The 17,471-nt window shown below is 63.5% G+C and carries 7 protein-coding genes; 5 read left to right on the top strand and 2 right to left on the bottom strand.

Going from position 1 to position 17,471, the window contains the following annotated elements:
- Positions 1–160 precede the first annotated feature (160 nt).
- The 5 genes from ACO07W_RS17295 to ACO07W_RS17315 all read left to right on the top strand — a co-directional run bounded on the left by ACO07W_RS17295 (position 161) and on the right by ACO07W_RS17315 (position 15,049).
- Positions 161–2,560: a CoA transferase gene (locus tag ACO07W_RS17295; RefSeq protein WP_421846066.1), complete on the top strand. Its 2,400-nt coding sequence runs from the start codon at positions 161–163 to the stop codon at positions 2,558–2,560.
- A 160-nt stretch (positions 2,561–2,720) separates the two neighbouring features.
- Entirely contained in the window at positions 2,721–3,443 is a 723-nt protein-coding gene (locus tag ACO07W_RS17300; RefSeq protein WP_421844960.1) for a DUF1906 domain-containing protein, read from the top strand.
- A 525-nt stretch (positions 3,444–3,968) separates the two neighbouring features.
- The gene (locus ACO07W_RS17305; protein WP_421844961.1) at positions 3,969–13,250 is read left to right on the top strand and encodes a fatty acid synthase subunit beta domain-containing protein; all 9,282 of its coding nucleotides are present in this window, start codon (positions 3,969–3,971) and stop codon (positions 13,248–13,250) included.
- Positions 13,251–13,278: 28 nt separating this feature from the next.
- Positions 13,279–13,671: a holo-ACP synthase gene (locus ACO07W_RS17310; protein WP_421844962.1), complete on the top strand. Its 393-nt coding sequence runs from the start codon at positions 13,279–13,281 to the stop codon at positions 13,669–13,671.
- A 25-nt stretch (positions 13,672–13,696) separates the two neighbouring features.
- Positions 13,697–15,049, top strand: a complete 1,353-nt coding sequence (locus ACO07W_RS17315; RefSeq protein WP_421844963.1) for a dipeptidase — start codon at positions 13,697–13,699, stop codon at positions 15,047–15,049.
- A 174-nt stretch (positions 15,050–15,223) separates the two neighbouring features.
- On the opposite strand, the gene ACO07W_RS17320 is transcribed toward ACO07W_RS17315, so the two are convergent.
- On the bottom strand, positions 15,224–15,703 hold the full coding sequence (locus ACO07W_RS17320; protein ID WP_421844964.1) for a hypothetical protein: 480 nt from the start codon (positions 15,701–15,703) through the stop codon (positions 15,224–15,226).
- Positions 15,704–15,931: 228 nt separating this feature from the next.
- Complete coding sequence (locus tag ACO07W_RS17325; protein WP_421846067.1) at positions 15,932–17,158, bottom strand: IS110 family transposase; 1,227 nt, start codon at positions 17,156–17,158, stop codon at positions 15,932–15,934.
- Positions 17,159–17,471 lie beyond the last annotated feature (313 nt).

Raw genomic sequence — 17,471 nt, forward strand, 5'->3', positions numbered from 1 at the left:
TGGCGTAGCCGCCATGACACGCGGGCGTTTTGCGGCCGGCTGTCGGCGTTTGGGCCGGACTCGTCGGCCGCGGGTCCGATTCCGTGCGCCAAACTAGCGGACAGATCTCGCAAAGCTGGTCAGTAGACGTGAATCCGCTAGCTATCCAAGTGGTGGTGGTATAAACGGCCGGGTGAGTCACGGGTCCTCCGATCGGCCGACGCCAATTGAGAAATTGCTGGTCGTTGAGATCAGTGATCGGGTAGCCGGTAGCTACTGCGGAAAGCTGTTGGTCGACGCGGGCGCACAGGTTCTCAAAATCGAATCACCGCAAGGGGATCCGTTGCGGAGGTTCACGGCTACCGGATCGACGGTGCCAGCTGGCGTGGACTCGCCGTTGTTCAACTACCTCAACGCGGGCAAGAGCATCGTCAGCATGTCCCCGGATTCGGAACGTTACCGAGCCCAACTCAGCGCTGCCGACGTAGTGCTTGTGACCGCCAGCCAGGCGCAGGCGGAAAGCCTGGGTATCGATCCGCAGCGGTTGCTGGCCGACTCCGCGCGTTTGATCGTCGTGACGATCTCCGACTTCGGCTGGACCGGCCCCTATGCCAACCGCGCGGCCAGCGAGTTCACCTTGCAGGCGTGGGCAGGTTCGCCTGGTTTTCGCGGCGATCCCGCCGGACCCCCCGTCGCTATCGGCTGTGACCTGGGGGAATACATGGGTGGTGTGTTTGCTGCGTTCGGCGCGTTGGCCGTACGGCGCCGGGTTGAGCGCGGCGGGCTGGGCGAGCATCTTGATCTGTCGATGCTTGAGGCGATGACGCTGATGCAGAGCGGCGAATGGCTGCATTCGCAGCTGCTGCGGGTTCCGCCGGTCACTCGCACGGTCGAAGTGCCCTCGATCGAGCGGGCGCGCGACGGCTACGTGGGGATCACGTTGGTCACCGGCCAGCAATGGCTCGATTTCGCGGCCATGGTGCAGTGCCCGCAGCTTGAAGAGATCCCTCAGCTGCGTTTTCAAATCGGCCGCTGGGAATACCGGGACCTGATTCGTGAGCTGATTGGTCCCTGGTTTGCTGAGCACACCGTCGAGGAGATCGTCGAGCTGGGGCAACTGTTCCGGCTGCCGATCGCGGCTTTGGGTAACGGCGCCACAATCCGAGACACCGACCACGCCACCGAACGCGGGATCTTTGTTCGCAACCCTGCCGGTTTTCACCAGCCCCGCCCGCCGTGGTTGATGTCACGGTGTGCGCCCGCGCCGTTGCGCGCCGGTGCCGCGCTCGATACGGCTGACGGCACCTGGTCTTCGCGCAACACTGAATCCGACGATTCGTCCGCCGGTCATGGGCTGCCGCTTCAGGGCATCCGTGTCATCGATTTGACCGCATTCTGGGCCGGGCCGGCCGCCACGCACCTAATGGCTGCGTTCGGCGCTGACGTTGTCAAGGTGGAGTCGATCCAGCGACCGGACGGCATTCGGTACTCGGGTGGTATGCGCACCGATGTCGAAGACTGGTGGGAATACGGTTGGGTGTTTCACGCGATGAACACCAACAAGCGGGCTGTGACACTGGATTTGGGCTCCAGCGAAGGACGCCGGTTGTTTCTCGCGTTGGCCGCCGACGCCGACGTGGTGATCGAGAACTTCTCTCCGCGAGTGATGGATCACTTCGGGCTCACAGCCGATGTCTTGCTGCAGGCAAACCCCAGGCTTGTTGTCGCCCGGATGCCGGCATTCGGGTTGGCTGGCCCGTGGCGTGAGCGCGTCGGGTTCGCCGCCACGATGGAACAGATCGGCGGCCTGGCGTGGGTAACGGGATTTCCGGACGAGTCACCGTTGACGCCACGCGGGGTCTGCGACCCGCTGGCCGGCGTGCACGCCGCTTTCTCGGTTATGGCCGCACTGCATCATGCCGAACGCACCGGATCAGGACAGCAGGTCGAGCTGCCGATGGTCGAAACGGTGTTGAATGCGACCGCGATACAGCCGATCGAATTCGAAGTCTTCGGGACGATGCCGAATCGGCGGGGCAATCGCGGTCAGGATGGGACTATCCAAAACATCTACCGTTGCGCTGGTCTGAACGACGATTGGATTGCCCTCTCTGTGTGCGACGACACTCAATGGCGGGCGCTGGTAGGACTCATGGATCAGCCCTGGTGGTCCGACGATGACCTGTCAACTGTTGCTGGACGTCAAGAGCGGGCTGATGAGATCGACCATCGGTTGCGGGACTGGTTTGCCGCGCAGCACCTTGAACCGATCGTGAAGCGTCTGGCTGGTGTCGGAGTTCCGGCCGCGCCTGTCGTATCGCCGTCCCTGGTGACTGATAATCCCCAACTGCGTGAGCGGGGATTCTTCGAGGAGCTGGAACATCCACGGACTGGCCGCGGACTTTATCCCACGCCACCGTTCGCTCCACTGACTGGGCAGCGCAAATGGCTGATGCGCCCGCCGCCGACGCTCGGAGAACACAATCATGAGGTACTGCGCGACCGATGCGGTCTGACCGAGGAAGATCTTGCACACCTTGCCTCCAGCGGGGTGATTGGCAGCCGACCGGTGGGCACCTGAGGGTCCCGGAGCGGCAAACCGGTCACTCCACCGCGCACGTCCTACGCGCGCGATCGCTTGTGACGTCAGGATCGTGCTGCGCAGCGATACGCCAATGTGATGCAGATGTGACCACTGAGGTCAATGTAGCAAATGGTGTGTTTGTCGTATCCTGTGACATATGTCGGTTTCTCGGCGTGATGTTCTAAAGTACGCTACGGCGGCTCCCGGTCTGCTCGGGCTCGCGGCCGCCGCGTCGTCGTTGTGCGCCGCACCGGCGTCGGCGGATTCTCTGGGTACCTTGTTGGACTACGCGGCAGGGGTCATCCCCGCCAACGCGATTAGGGCGGCCGGCGCGGCGGGCGCGATCCGCTATGTGTCGGACCGACGTCCGGGCGGTTCCTGGATGCTGGGCAAGCCGATTCAGCTCGCGGAAGCCCGGGACCTGTATCGCAACGGGCTCAAAATTGTGTCGTGCTACCAATACGGAAAGGGCAGCACGTCTGACTGGCTCGGCGGTTCAGCCGCCGGCGTGCGCCACGCCAAGCGTGGAATCCAGCTGCACGCGGCAGCCGGCGGTCCCGCGAGAGCCCCGATCTACGCCTCGATCGACGACAACCCGTCATATGAGCAGTACAAGAACCAGATCGTTCCGTATCTGCGCGCCTGGGAGTCGGTGATCGGGCATCAGCGGACTGGTGTGTACGCCAATTCAAAAACGATCGACTGGGCGCTGCAGGACGGTTTGGGCTCCTACTATTGGCAACACAACTGGGGCTCGCCCAAGGGCTATACCCATCCGGCCGCGAATTTGCACCAAGTCGAGATCGACAAGCGCAGTGTCGGCGGGGTCGGGGTGGACATCAATACAATCCTCAAGCCTCAGTTTGGGCAGTGGGTCTGACATTCCGTTTGGGCCAGCCTTGGTTCCCTGCTCTCCAGCAAACATCTATCCGAGCCTGGCGTGGCGTTGTCAACCCGGTTGATTGCGCGATCCGATGGCCGACGCGGCTTCGCGCGCCCACCATAATACCCATTTGTAACATAACGATTATGTAACAATACTGCCTTGATCTGCGCTGTTGTGGCTACTCGACCGTAACCAGTGCCATGCAGGACGTTTGTTCTGGGCACCGGCGCTCGCGCATGAAACCGGTGTTACCCACAACACGGTTACCCGTGCGTAGAACTCGTCAGTAACCGATCGGCGGTAAAGAATCGGACGGATCCTTATGACACTCTTAGTGCAGCCGACGCAGTCAAACGCGGTGCTCGTCCCACGGGTCGGCCCGCCGACAACACACCAGTCAGTCGAGTTTTGACTGCGATTCGACGGGGTAGCGAACGGGACTTGTCCAGGTTCTGACGTGGGTGTCCGGACTGGCCGATCCAACCGATACGTAAAGACGCACTACAGGGAGATGCAGACGTGACAATCCACGAGCACGGCCGGGTGTCCGCTGACCGCGCCGGGAATGGCGACCGGAACCGGGGGCACCAGCCGCTCGTGGGGGACACCCACGCTCTGGTCGATCGTCTGACGGCCGGTGAGCCCTACGCGGTCGCCTTCGGCGGACAGGGCAGCGCGTGGTTGGAGACCCTCGAAGAGTTGGTGTCGGCTGCCGCGATCGAAGCGGAGCTGGCGACGCTTGTAGGCGAGGTGGAGCTGCTGCTCGAGCCGGTTGCCAAAGAGCTGGTCGTCGTGCGTCCTATTGGGTTCGAGCCGCTGCAGTGGGTTCGTGCGCTGGCGGCTGAAGACCCGACTCCGTCTGACAAGCACCTGACCTCCGCGGCGGTTTCTGTGCCTGGTGTGCTGCTTACCCAGATCGCGGCCATGCGCGCGTTGGCTCGTCAGGGCATGGACCCGATTGCGGCTCCGCCAGTGGCGCTGGCGGGACACTCGCAGGGTGTGCTGGGTGTCGAGTCGATCAAAGCCGGGGGGACACGCGACGTAGAGCTGTTGGCCCTGGCACAGCTGATCGGTGCGGCGGGAACGCTGGTGGCCCGCCGACGTGGAATCTCAGTACTTGGAGATCGGCCGCCGATGGTGTCGGTGTCGAACGCTGATCCTGAGCGCATCCAACGTTTGCTTGACGACTTCGCCCAGGACGTCCGCACTGTGCTGCCACCGGTGCTGTCTATTCGCAACGGGCGGCGTTCGGTCGTCATCACAGGTACGCCCGAACAGCTTTCGCGCTTCGAACTCTATTGCCAGCAGATTTCCGACCGAGAAGAAGCCGACCGCAAGAACAAAGTGCGAGGCGGTGATGTTTTCGCGCCTGTTTTCGAGCCAGTGCAGGTGGAGGTGGGCTTCCATACCCCGCGGCTGGCCGACGGGATCGACATCATCGGCGGCTGGGCTCAGCAGGTCGGTCTCGATGTCGCATTGGCTCGGGAGCTGGCCGAGGCCATCTTGGTCAGGCAGGTGGACTGGGTCGACGAGATTTCCCGCGTCCACGAAGCCGGCGCGCGTTGGATCCTCGACTTAGGCCCCGGAGACATTTTGACTCGGCTGACCGCGCCGGTGATCCGTGGCCTCGGGATTGGAATCATCCCCGCTGCAACGCGCGGTGGTCAGCGCAACCTTTTCACCGTGGGAGCTATCCCCGAAGTGGCCCAAGCGTGGTCGAGCTACGCGCCGACGGTGGTTCGCCTCCCCGACAGCAGAGTCAAGTTGTCTACGAAATTCACCCGGCTGACCGGCCGGTCACCCATCCTGTTGGCGGGAATGACCCCGACCACTGTCGATGCCAAGATCATCGCCGCCGCTGCCAACGCGGGGCATTGGGCGGAACTGGCCGGCGGCGGGCAGGTCACCGAAGAGATCTTCCACCGCCGAGTCCAGGAGCTGTCCGGGCTGTTAGAGCCCGGTCGGACCTTCGAATTCAACGCCTTGTTTCTTGATCCCTACCTGTGGAAACTGCAGCTCGGTGGCAAGCGGTTGGTGCAAAAGGCCCGTCAGTCCGGAGCGGCTATCGACGGAGTCGTGATCAGTGCCGGCATCCCAGACCTTGAGGAAGCTGTAGACCTGATTGGCGAACTCAACGACATCGGCATCAGCCACGTCGTGTTCAAGCCGGGGACGATTGAGCAGATTCGATCGGTGATCCGCATTGCGACCGAGGTGCCCACCAAACCGGTGATCATGCACATCGAGGGCGGTCGTGCCGGTGGCCACCACTCCTGGGAAGACCTCGACGACCTATTGTTGGCGACCTACTCCGAGTTGCGTTCGCGCGCCAACGTCACGGTGTGTGTCGGTGGCGGCATCGGTACTCCCGAACGTGCGGCCGAGTACTTGTCCGGGCGGTGGGCCCATGCCTACGGCTTCCCGTTGATGCCGATCGACGGGATCTTGGTTGGCACCGCGGCGATGGCGACCAAGGAGTCCACCACGTCGCCCGCGGTCAAACAGATGCTGGTTGATACCCAAGGCACCGATCAGTGGATTAGTGCCGGAAAAGCCCAGGGTGGCATGGCTTCCAGCCGGAGCCAGCTCGGTGCAGACATCCACGAGATCGACAACGCGGCATCCCGTTGTGGCCGGTTGCTCGATGAGGTCGCCGGCGACGCCGAAGCGGTCGCCGAGCGTCGCGACGAGATCATCGCAGCGATGGCCAAAACCGCCAAGCCATACTTCGGCGACGTTGGCGAGATGACCTACCTGCAGTGGATTCAGCGTTATGTAGAGCTGACTATCGGCGATGGCGACTCAACCGCCGATACCGCAGCACCGGACAGCAAGTGGCTGGCAGACACCTGGCGCGACCGCTTCGCGCAGATCCTGCAGCGAACTGAGGCGCGGCTGCACGCCCAAGACCACGGGCCTATCGGGACCCTTTTTGACAGCTCAGATGAGCATGGTGCACAGCTCCTGGAGAATCCAGACGTTGCCATCGCAACCCTGCTTGCGCGCTACCCGGACGCCCAAACTGTTCAACTGCATCCCGCTGATGTGCCTTTCTTTGTGACGTTGTGCAAAACCTTGGGCAAGCCGGTCAACTTCGTGCCGGTCATCGATAAGGACGTGCGGCGCTGGTGGCGCAGTGACTCCCTGTGGCAGGCACACGATGCCCGCTACGACGCCGAGCAGGTGTGCATCATTCCGGGAACCGCGGCGGTAGCCGGCATCACCAGACTTGATGAACCAGTCGGTGAGTTGCTCGACCGCTTCGAGCAAGCCGCCATCGACGAGGTGCTCGGTGCTGGGACAGAACCACAGGATGTGACATCGCGGCGGCTGGGTCGCCCCGATGCCACCGGAACGCTGGCCGCTGTGCTCGATGCACCCGACGTGCTGTGGGCGGGCCGCACTGCCACCAATCCGGTCCATCGAATCGCCGATCCCAGCGACTGGCTGGTACACGATGGGCCAGAAAGCCTGCGTGCCACAAACTCATCCACTGGCGCTCAGCTGCAGGTGCGGACCGGCGACGAACGAGTTGTGCTCAGCGTGCCAGTTTCGGGAACGTGGGTCGACATCCCGTTCGCCTTGCCCGCCAACACTGTTGACGGCGGCATTCCGGTGGTTTCGACCGAGGACGCTGCCGCTGCTATGCGTGCGGTGCTGGCCATCGCCGCCGGTGTCGGCAAACCGGAATTATTGCCCGCGGTGAAAGACGGGACGGCGACTCAGACCGTGAACTGGGATCCCGAGCGGGTAGCTGACCATACGGGGGTCACGGCGACTTTCGGTGAGCCGTTGGCGCCCAGCCTCACAACTGTGCCGGACGCGCTTGTCGGTCTGTGCTGGCCGGCGCTGTTCGCGGCGATCGGTTCGGCCGTCACCGATGCCGGCGTGCCCGTGGTGGAGGGCCTGCTGAGTCTGGTGCACTTGGACCACGCCGCGCACGTGGTCGGTCAGATACCTACCGTCCCAGGCCAATTAGTCGTTACGGCAACGGTTTCGACGGCAACCGATACAGACATGGGGCGTGTCGTCCCGGCCTCGGTCACCGTTGCCGGAGTCGATGGCTCGATCATCGCAACTCTCAGCGAACGGTTCGCGATCTTGGGGCGTACCGGTACGGCCGAACTCGCCGACCCGGTCCGGGCCGGGGGTGCGGTGTCAGAAAATACCACCGACACGCCCCGCCGCCGCCGCCGCGACGTCACGCTTACCGCGCCGGTCGACATGCGCCCGTTCGCGGTGGTTTCGGGCGACCACAACCCCATTCACACCGATCGGGCCGCTGCGTTGCTAGCAGGTCTGGAGTCGCCGATCGTGCACGGGATGTGGTTGTCGGCCGCGGCGCAGCACGCAGTGACCGCAACCGATGGGCAAGCCCGCCCACCGGCGCGGTTGGTGGGCTGGACCGCACGTTTCTTGGGCATGGTCCGGCCGGGTGACGAGGTGGACTTCCGCGTCGAACGTGTCGGAATCGACCAAGGCGCAGAGGTTATCGAAGTAGCCGCCCGCGTTGGCTCGGACCTGGTGATGGCGGCGACCGCGCGGTTACGCGCCCCGAAGACGGCCTACGCGTTTCCGGGCCAGGGCATTCAGCACAAGGGAATGGGTATGGAAGTCCGTGCCCGCTCCAAGGCGGCCCGCAAGGTGTGGGACTCCGCGGACCAGTTCACCCGCGAAACGTTGGGCTTCTCGGTACTGCATGTGGTGCGCGATAACCCGACAAGCATCATCGGCTGCGGTGTCCACTACCAGCACCCCGACGGCGTGCTGTATCTGACGCAGTTCACTCAGGTGGCCATGGCAACCGTGGCGGCGGCGCAGGTCGCGGAGATGCGTGAGCAGGGCGCCTTCGCCGAAGATGCCATTGCCTGTGGCCATTCGGTGGGCGAATACACCGCACTGGCCTGCGTAACCGGCATCTATGAGCTAGAAGCACTGCTGGAGATGGTGTTCCATCGCGGTTCGAAAATGCACGACATCGTGCCGCGTGACGAGCTGGGCCGCTCAAACTACCGGCTGGCGGCGATCCGGCCGTCCCAGATCGACCTCGCTGATGCTGATGTTCCGGCATTCGTCGCCGAGATCTCGGCGAGCACTGGGGAGTTTCTCGAGATCGTGAACTTCAACCTGCGTGGTTCCCAGTACGCGATTGCCGGAACGGTACGCGGTCTGGAGGCATTGGAAGCCGAGGTGCAGCGCCGCCGCGAGCTCACCGGCGGGCGGCGATCGTTCATCTTGGTGCCTGGTATCGATGTGCCGTTCCACTCTCGGGTACTCCGTGTGGGTGTGGCAGATTTCCGTCGCTCCCTAGACCGGGTTATGCCGCGCGACAAGGATCCTGATGTGATCATCGGTCGCTACATTCCTAACCTGGTGCCGCGGCCGTTCAGCCTGGATCGCGACTTCATCCAGGAAATCCGGGATCTGGTTCCGGCTGAACCACTTGACGAGATCCTGGCCGACTACGACACCTGGCGCAGCGAGCGGCCACGTGAGTTGGCGCGCACGGTGCTCATCGAACTGTTGGCGTGGCAATTCGCCAGCCCGGTGCGCTGGATCGAGACGCAGGATCTGCTGTTCATCGAAGAAGCTGCCGGTGGCCTGGGCGTAGAGCGATTCGTCGAGATCGGTGTTAAGTCTTCGCCCACAGTGACAGGGTTGGCAACCAACACCCTCAAGTTGCCCGAATATGCCCACAGCACAGTGGAAGTACTCAACGCGGAGCGCGACGCGGCGGTACTGTTTGCCACCGACACCGATCCAGAGCCCGAGCCTATCGATGAGGGCCCCGCCGAGGCCGAGGCAGCCGCCGGTGCCGAGCCCGAGGCGGTAACCAGCCCCGATGTCGCCGCTGCGGTTCCTCCCGTGGCCGCGGCTCCGTCCGGGGCCGCACGTCCCGACGACATCGTGTTCGATGCCGCCGACGCTACGTTGGCGTTGATAGCGCTGTCTGCCAAAATGCGCATTGACCAGATCGAGGAGTTGGACTCCATCGAGTCGATCACCGACGGTGCGTCGTCACGGCGCAATCAGTTGTTGGTGGACTTGGGTTCCGAGCTCAATTTGGGCGCTATCGACGGTGCCGCTGAGGCGGACCTGGCCGGGCTACGGTCGCAGGTAACCAAGTTAGCCCGTACCTACAAACCCTACGGGCCAGTGCTTTCCGACGCGATCAACGATCAACTGCGGACCGTTCTCGGGCCGTCGGGGAAGCGACCCGGCGGTATCGCCGAGCGGGTGAAGAAGACCTGGGAGCTCGGTGACGGCTGGGCGAGTCATGTCACGGTCGAAGTTGCGCTCGGCACCCGCGAGGGGACCAGCGTGCGTGGGGATGCATTGGGGCACTTGCATGAGGGGGCATTGGCCGATGCCGCTTCGGTGGACAAGGTTATCGATGCCGCCGTCGCTTCGGTCGCCGCGCGCCGGGGGACTGCGGTGGCCTTGCCTTCTGCCGGCGGCGGTGGTGGTGCGACTGTCGACGCGGCCGCGCTGAGTGAGTTCACCGATCAGATCACCGGTCGCGACGGTGTGCTAGCCTCGGCCGCCCGGCTCGTGCTGGGGCAACTCGGGCTCGAAGACCCTGTTACCGCTCCGCCCGCTGCCACTGATGCCGAGCTCATCGACTTGGTCACCGGCGAATTGGGTTCGGAATGGCCACGTTTGGTTGCGCCAGTCTTCGACGCAAAGAAGGCTGTTGTGTTTGACGACCGCTGGGCCAGCGCCCGCGAGGACTTGGTCAAGCTCTGGTTGACCGACGAAGGTGAGATCGATGCCGACTGGGAGCGACGCTCCGAACGGTTCGAGGGTGCCGGACATGTCGTGGCGACCCAAGCGACCTGGTGGCAGGGCAAGTCGCTAGCAGCAGGGCGCCACATACATGCGTCTTTGTACGGCCGGATCGCCGCCGGGGCCGAGAACCCGGACCCGGGTCCCTACAGCAGCGAAGTCGCCGTGATCACGGGTGCTTCAAAGGGCTCGATCGCGGCGTCTGTGGCGGCACAGCTGCTCGACGGTGGAGCTACCGTCGTTGCGACTACCTCGAAACTTGACGAAGAGCGGCTGGCGTTCTATCGCTCCCTCTACCGGGACCACGCTCGTTACGGTGCGGTGCTTTGGGTGGTCGCGGCCAACATGGCGTCCTACACCGACATCGACGCGGTGGTGGATTGGGTCGGGAATGAACAGAGCGAAAGCCTTGGCCCGCAGTCGATTCATATCAAGGATGCGCAAAACCCGACGTTGCTGTTCCCGTTTGCGGCACCGCGCGTTGTCGGCGATCTGTCGGAGGTCGGTTCGCGCGCCGAGATGGAGATGAAGGTGCTGCTATGGGCAGTCCAGCGGTTGATCGCCGGTCTGTCCACAATTGGCGCGGAGCGCGACATCGCGTCGCGGTTGCACGTGGTGCTGCCCGGTTCGCCTAACCGCGGCTTGTTCGGCGGTGACGGCGCCTACGGTGAAGCCAAGTCGGCGCTGGATGCCGTGGTGAGCCGCTGGCACGCCGAGTCGTCTTGGGCGGCCCGGGTCAGCCTGGCGCATGCGTTGATCGGCTGGACCCGCGGAACCGGACTGATGGGTCACAATGACGCGATCGTCGACGCAGTCGAAGAGGCTGGCGTCACGACGTACTCGACCGACCAGATGGCGGCTATGCTGCTGGGCCTGTGTGACGTGGAGTCCAAGGTGGCAGCTGCCAGCGCGCCGATCAAGGCGGACTTCACCGGCGGATTGGCCAAAGTCGACCTTGATATGGCTGAACTCGCGGCCAATGCGCGGGAGCGGGCCACTTCCGAGGAGGAGTCGCAAAATTCCGAGGCCGAGGGTGCCGTCGCTGCGCTGCCTTCCCCGCCGCGCGGATATTCTCTGGCTCCCGCTCCGCAATGGGATGACCTCAATGTCGATCCAGCGGACCTGGTGGTCATTGTGGGCGGCGCCGAAATCGGCCCGTACGGTTCGTCTCGCACCCGGTTCGAGATGGAGGTTGACAACGAGCTGTCGGCAGCCGGCGTCTTGGAGCTGGCCTGGACCACCGGGCTGATTCGATGGGAAGACGACCCTCAGCCGGGTTGGTACGACGTCGAATCCGGGGATTTGGTAGACGAAACTGAGTTGGTTGAGCGGTATCACGACACTGTCGTGGAGCGTGTCGGCATCCGCGAGTTTGTGGACGACGGCGCAATCGACCCGGATCACGCTTCCCCGCTGCTGGTATCGGTGTTCCTGGACAAGGACTTTAGTTTTGTGGTGCCGTCGGAGGCCGACGCCCGCGCTTTCGTCGAGTTCGACCCCGAGCACACCATCATTCGGCCGGTGCCTGACTCGGGGGATTGGCAAGTTATTCGCAAAGCGGGCACCGAGATTCGGGTACCGCGGAAAACCAAGCTGTCGCGAACTGTCGGGGCGCAGATCCCGACCGGGTTCGACCCGACGGTTTGGGGTGTCAGCGCGGACATGGCCAGCTCCATCGACCGGGTGGCGCTGTGGAATATCGTGGCGACTGTCGACGCGTTCCTGTCCGCCGGCTTCAGCCCAACTGAAGTGATGCGTTACGTGCACCCGAGTTTGGTGGCCAGTACCCAGGGCACTGGTATGGGCGGCATGACCTCGATGCAGACCATGTACCACGGCAACCTGCTGGGGCGAAACAAACCGAACGACATCTTGCAGGAGGTACTGCCGAATGTTGTTGCCGCGCACGTGGTTCAGTCCTATGTAGGTAGCTACGGCGCGATGATCCACCCAGTTGCCGCGTGCGCTACTGCCGCGGTTTCGGTCGAGGAGGGCGTGGACAAAATCCGGCTGGGTAAGGCCGAGTTGGTGGTGGCCGGCGGTTTCGACGACCTGACGTTGGAGGCGATCATCGGTTTCGGCGACATGGCCGCTACCGCAGACACATCAATGATGCGCGGCAGAGGGATCAACGACTCCAAGTTCTCTCGGCCTAACGACCGGCGGCGGCTGGGCTTTGTCGAGGCTCAGGGTGGCGGCACTATCCTGCTGGCCCGTGGTGACTTGGCGGTCAAGATGGGACTGCCTGTGCTCGCGGTCGTGGCTTATGCACAGTCGTTCGGTGACGGCGTGCACACCTCGATCCCGGCCCCTGGCCTGGGCGCCTTAAGCGCGGGCCGCGGTGGTAAGGACTCGCCCTTGGCACGCGCATTGGGCAAGCTTGGGGTGGCTGCTGATGATGTTGCGGTGATCTCCAAGCACGACACTTCAACGCTTGCCAACGACCCCAACGAGACCGAGCTGCATGAACGGCTCGCGGACTCGTTGGGACGCTCTGAAGGCGCTCCGCTGTTCATCGTGTCGCAGAAGAGTCTGACCGGTCACGCCAAGGGCGGCGCGGCGGTATTCCAGACGTTGGGGTTGTGCCAGATGCTTCGGGATGGAGTAATTCCGCCCAACCGCAGTCTGGATTGCGTCGACGACGAACTGGCCGGCTCCGCGCACTTCGTCTGGGTGCGGGACACCTTGCGACTCGGCGCGAAGTTCCCGCTCAAGGCGGCGATGTTGTCCAGTCTCGGGTTCGGCCACGTGTCTGGCCTGGTCGCGCTGGTACACCCGCAGGCGTTCATCGCGGCGATGGACCCCGGACAGCGCGCTGAGTACCAGCGGCGGGCCGATGCACGTCTGGTGGCTGGTCAGCGCCGCCTAGCTTCGGCGATCGCCGGCGGCGAGCCGATGTACCAGCGGCCAAGCGATCGGCGTTTCGACCACGAGACGCCGGAAAAGCCGCAGGAGGCGGCGATGCTGCTCGATCCGGCCGCTCGGCTGGGCGAGGGTGAGGCGTATGCCCGATGACTTCGACAATCGGTTAGCGTGACTGCTCGTGGGCATTGTCGGAGTAGGAATCGATCTCGTTTCCATTCCTGATTTCGCCGAGCAGGTTGACCAACCGGGAACCGTGTTCGCCGAGACTTTTACACCAGGAGAGCGGCGTGATGCTTCGGACAAGAGTTCGTCGGCGGCGCGTCACTTGGCGGCCCGCTGGGCCGCCAAGGAGGCGGTGATCAAGGCCTGGTCTGGGTCGCGTTTCGCGCAGCGGCCGATGCTGCCGGAGGATATCCACCGTGACATTGAGGTTGTAACCGACATGTGGGGACGACCGCGAGTGCGGCTGACCGGCGACATTGCGAAGCACCTAGCGGACGTGACGATCCATGTGTCGCTAACCCATGAATCTGACACCGCAGCGGCGGTGGCGATCCTCGAAACATCGTGAGCCGCTGGATAGCTAGTCTCAGGCCATGACTGATCTGGTTGAGCGGGTGCGCGATGTGTTGCCGTCGGTGCGGCGCGACCTCGAGGACCTGGTCCGCATCGAATCGGTGTGGGCAGACCCCAATCGGCACGACGAGGTTCACCGCAGCGCCCAGGCGGTGGCCAACTTGCTATCACAAGCTGGTTTTGACGACGTTCGGATCGTCAGCGAGGGTGGCGCGCCTGCCGTCATTGGGCACTGTCCGGCGCCGCCGGGAGCGCCCAATGTGCTGTTGTACGCTCACCACGACGTGCAGCCTGAAGGTGACCCCGGGAGTTGGGTATCGCCACCTTTTGCGCCGACTGAGCGCGACGGGCGACTCTACGGTCGTGGCAGCGCCGATGATAAGGCCGGAATAGCAACGCATTTGGCCGCGTTCCGGGCACATGGCGGCCGGCCGCCAGTGGGCGTGACGGTCTTCGTTGAGGGGGAGGAGGAGTCCGGATCGCCGTCGCTGGGCAGGTTGCTCGCCGCTCACCGCGACAGGCTGGCAGCTGACGTCATAGTGATTGCAGACTCGGAGAATTGGAGTATCGACGTGCCGGCGCTGACTGTGTCGCTGCGCGGATTGGCCGACTGTGTGGTCGAGGTCGCCACTCTCGATCACGGGCTACATTCCGGTTTGTGGGGCGGCGTGGTTCCTGATGCATTGAGTGTGCTGGTAAGGCTGCTGGCCAGCCTGCACGACGATGACGGCAATGTGGCGGTACCTGGTCTGCACGAGACGTATACCGAGGGTCTGCACTATCCCGTTTATCCTGACGAGCGGGTGCGCTCCGATTCTGGTCTGCTCGACGGGGTGTCGACGATCGGCGTAGGCTCAGTGCCGCAGCGGCTTTGGGCTAAGCCCGCGATCTCTGTGATCGGTATCGATACCACATCTGTTGCGACAGCTTCGAATACGCTGATACCCCGGGCGCGAGCCAAGGTCAGCATGCGAGTTCCACCTGGCGGCGACGCGACAGCGCACCTGGATGCCTTGGCCACCCATCTGCGGGAGCGCGCTCCATGGGGGGCGCAGGTCACCGTGACCCGCGGTGAGGTCGCTCAGCCGTATGCCATCGATGCATCCGGCCCCGTCTATGACGCGGCGCGGGCCGCCTTCCGTGCGGCCTGGGGTGCCGATCCGATCGACATGGGTATGGGTGGATCGATTCCGTTCATCGCAGAGTTCGCCGCAGCGTTCCCGCAAGCGAAGATCCTTGTCACCGGCGTTGAGGATCCGGGAACGCAGGCGCACAGTATTAACGAGAGTTTGCACTTAGGTGTGTTGGAACGTGCCGCGGTTGCCGAGGCGCTGTTGTTGACCAATCTGGCCACGTTGCTGGCGTCCGCCTAGATCGATCAGCCGCGTCGCTCGTCTAGATAGTCACGCCAGGGCCTCACCCCGGTAGGACCTGGCGTACATCAACACGGCGTATCGAGAATTGGGAGGAGACCCGACACCAACCATCGTCTCGCCGGGATTCTCGGATCGAGCGGGCCGGCTGTGGGTCTTTCGGCCCGCGTGATGTCATGTCTCAGCCAGCTTGTCGAGAACTTTGTGTGCCTTGTCAGTAGCTTCGCCGCCTTCGGTGCCAGCTCGGGCCTTGGTGAGAAAGCCGCTGTTTCGTGCGCGCATGATGTGGCCTTTCACGGTAGGTACCGGTTTGCCCAGTGCGCCTGCCAGCGCGGTTGATACGTCGCGTCGTTGCGGCGCTAATTCCTCGTAGGCCACTGCGAGCAACGCCAAGTATTCGTCGGTGACCTTGCCACCCCCGTCCCCATACGCTGAAACCATCGCCTGGGCAGCTTCGCGCCCGGTGCCAGTCGTCGGTGTTGCACGGTACTGGCGTCGTGCGAAGTCTTGAATCTGCCGCGCGGCATAGAGAAGTTCCTCGGAGCCCAGCTGGCGGTCCTTATTATTGGTCGTTGGCCGAATCGTGATTTGAATGAGTCGGCCGTTCTCGTAGCCCATCGAGATGTCGGCGGCGGCCATCTTCCGTATTTCCATGCGTATGACTGTACCGCACTGCGTTTTTCGTCAACCCTCCAAAAACGGTTGTACCGTATGAGACTTTCAAGTCATATCATCCGGTTATGCACCAATGAGATCGAAGTCCTCTTGACTGCCGCCCATACAGGTCAACCCGGGGTGGCGGGAACCGCTTGCCGACTCTCTTTAATTTCCAGCAAGATTTGTTGCTGAACCGTTCAGAAAGACATCTCACGAAGTTAAAAGTCAAGCCACGAGCGAGGGAGGAGGTGGAAAGGCTAGATGTTCGGTGTAGTGCTGGCCGGTTTGCAGGCAGTGGTGGAGTTGGCCGAGGAATTTGTTGAACAGATGTCGTTGGGCTTGGTGGTTCCAGTCTCCTGCGGCGCGGCGGGTGTCGTAGTGGCGACGGGCGCCCGGCGAGGCGCGCAGCGATGCCAAAGCCCAGATGGGACCCACGGCGGCCAGGCGCCGGTTCTTGATATGGCGGTGCAACACGAGGGTTTTCTTGCCGCTGGCGCGGGTGATCGGCGCGGCTCCGGCGAATGCTTTCAGTCCGCGGGCGTCGGTGAAGCGGGCGCGGTCATCACCGATCTCGGCGAGTACCCGGGCACCGGCCAGGTTCCCCAGTCCGGGGAAGCTGGTGATGATCGTGGAGTCCGGGTGCTGCTCAAAATGGGCGGTTGCCGCCTCGGCGAGATCAGCAGCAGTGGTGCAGGCAGCCTCGAACTGACCCAGCAGCCCTGCCAATTGGATACCCATCGCGTTCTCCACGACCGGTGGTTGGTGCAGGTAGGTGTCGGTGAACACCTCCCGCAACCGTTCGATGTCACGGTCGAGATGGCGGCGGCGGCCGGCCTTGGCCAGCAGTCGGCGCAGTCGGGCCGGGGTCAGCTTGGTCGCCTGGGTGGGGGTTGGTGCAGCAGCCAAGATGGTGCGCGCATCTCGACGAGCCAGCCCGCCCTCGGGCAGGTCGGCGAACGCGGTGATGGCCGCCGGGTAGAAATCTTTGAGCACATCGCGAATCTGGTTGCCGATGTGTTGACGTGCCCATACCGCGTCTTGCTGAGCGCGGGCCAGCACCCGGATCGCCTGGGCCAACTCGGTGTCGGCGGGCAATGGGCGGTGCGCGCCGGGGTCGGTGCGCACAATATTGGCCAGCAGCACCGCGTCGGCACCATCGGATTTGGCCCCCGACACCGCACACCGTGCCCGATACCGCGAAGCCGCCAACGGGTTGATCGGATAAATCACCCGGCCAGTTTCTCGCAGCGCCGCCACCCACAGGCCACGATCAGTTTCCATCCCCACTGGTATCGGATCAGCGGCACTGTCACCGGCCTCAGCCAGCAACGTCAACAGCTGCGCGAACCCGGCCGCATCATTGCCCAGCCGTGCACGGGCTACCACCCTCCCGTCGTCATCAACCACAGCAACATCGTGATGCTCAGTAGCCCAGTCGATTCCACAAAACAAGCCCAAGACGTCCTCACTTTTTCGTCGGTGGATGGTTGCGCCGTTACCGGTGGACTCACGCGGCGCCCTAATCGCGGGACTCCAAGGTCCGTCATCTCACTAGCCGTCCGTGACTCCAGCACATCGCAGGACTTCGTTCTGTCGAAGAGCTCAAGGCTCGAGAACAACCATCAGGAAGTCACCCCTGCGACGGGCTCGGGCAACGGAATCTCACCACCAACCCGACAAGACCTGCCGCCAGACGCGCCGCTCTTTCTCAAGTCGTCGAACGACGGGAACACCAGACGTCACCTGACGGCAGATCCCGCAAGAA

The organism is Mycobacterium sp. (assembly GCF_965230835.1).
Taxonomy (GTDB): domain Bacteria; phylum Actinomycetota; class Actinomycetes; order Mycobacteriales; family Mycobacteriaceae; genus Mycobacterium.

Excerpts from the sequence above, each read along its gene's own strand:
- ACO07W_RS17300 (WP_421844960.1), top strand. The coding sequence starts at position 2,721 with ATGTCGGTTTCTCGGCGTGATGTTCTAAAGTACGCTACGGCGGCTCCC.
- ACO07W_RS17315 (WP_421844963.1), top strand. The coding sequence starts at position 13,697 with ATGACTGATCTGGTTGAGCGGGTGCGCGATGTGTTGCCGTCGGTGCGG.
- ACO07W_RS17320 (WP_421844964.1), bottom strand. The coding sequence starts at position 15,703 with ATGGAAATACGGAAGATGGCCGCCGCCGACATCTCGATGGGCTACGAG.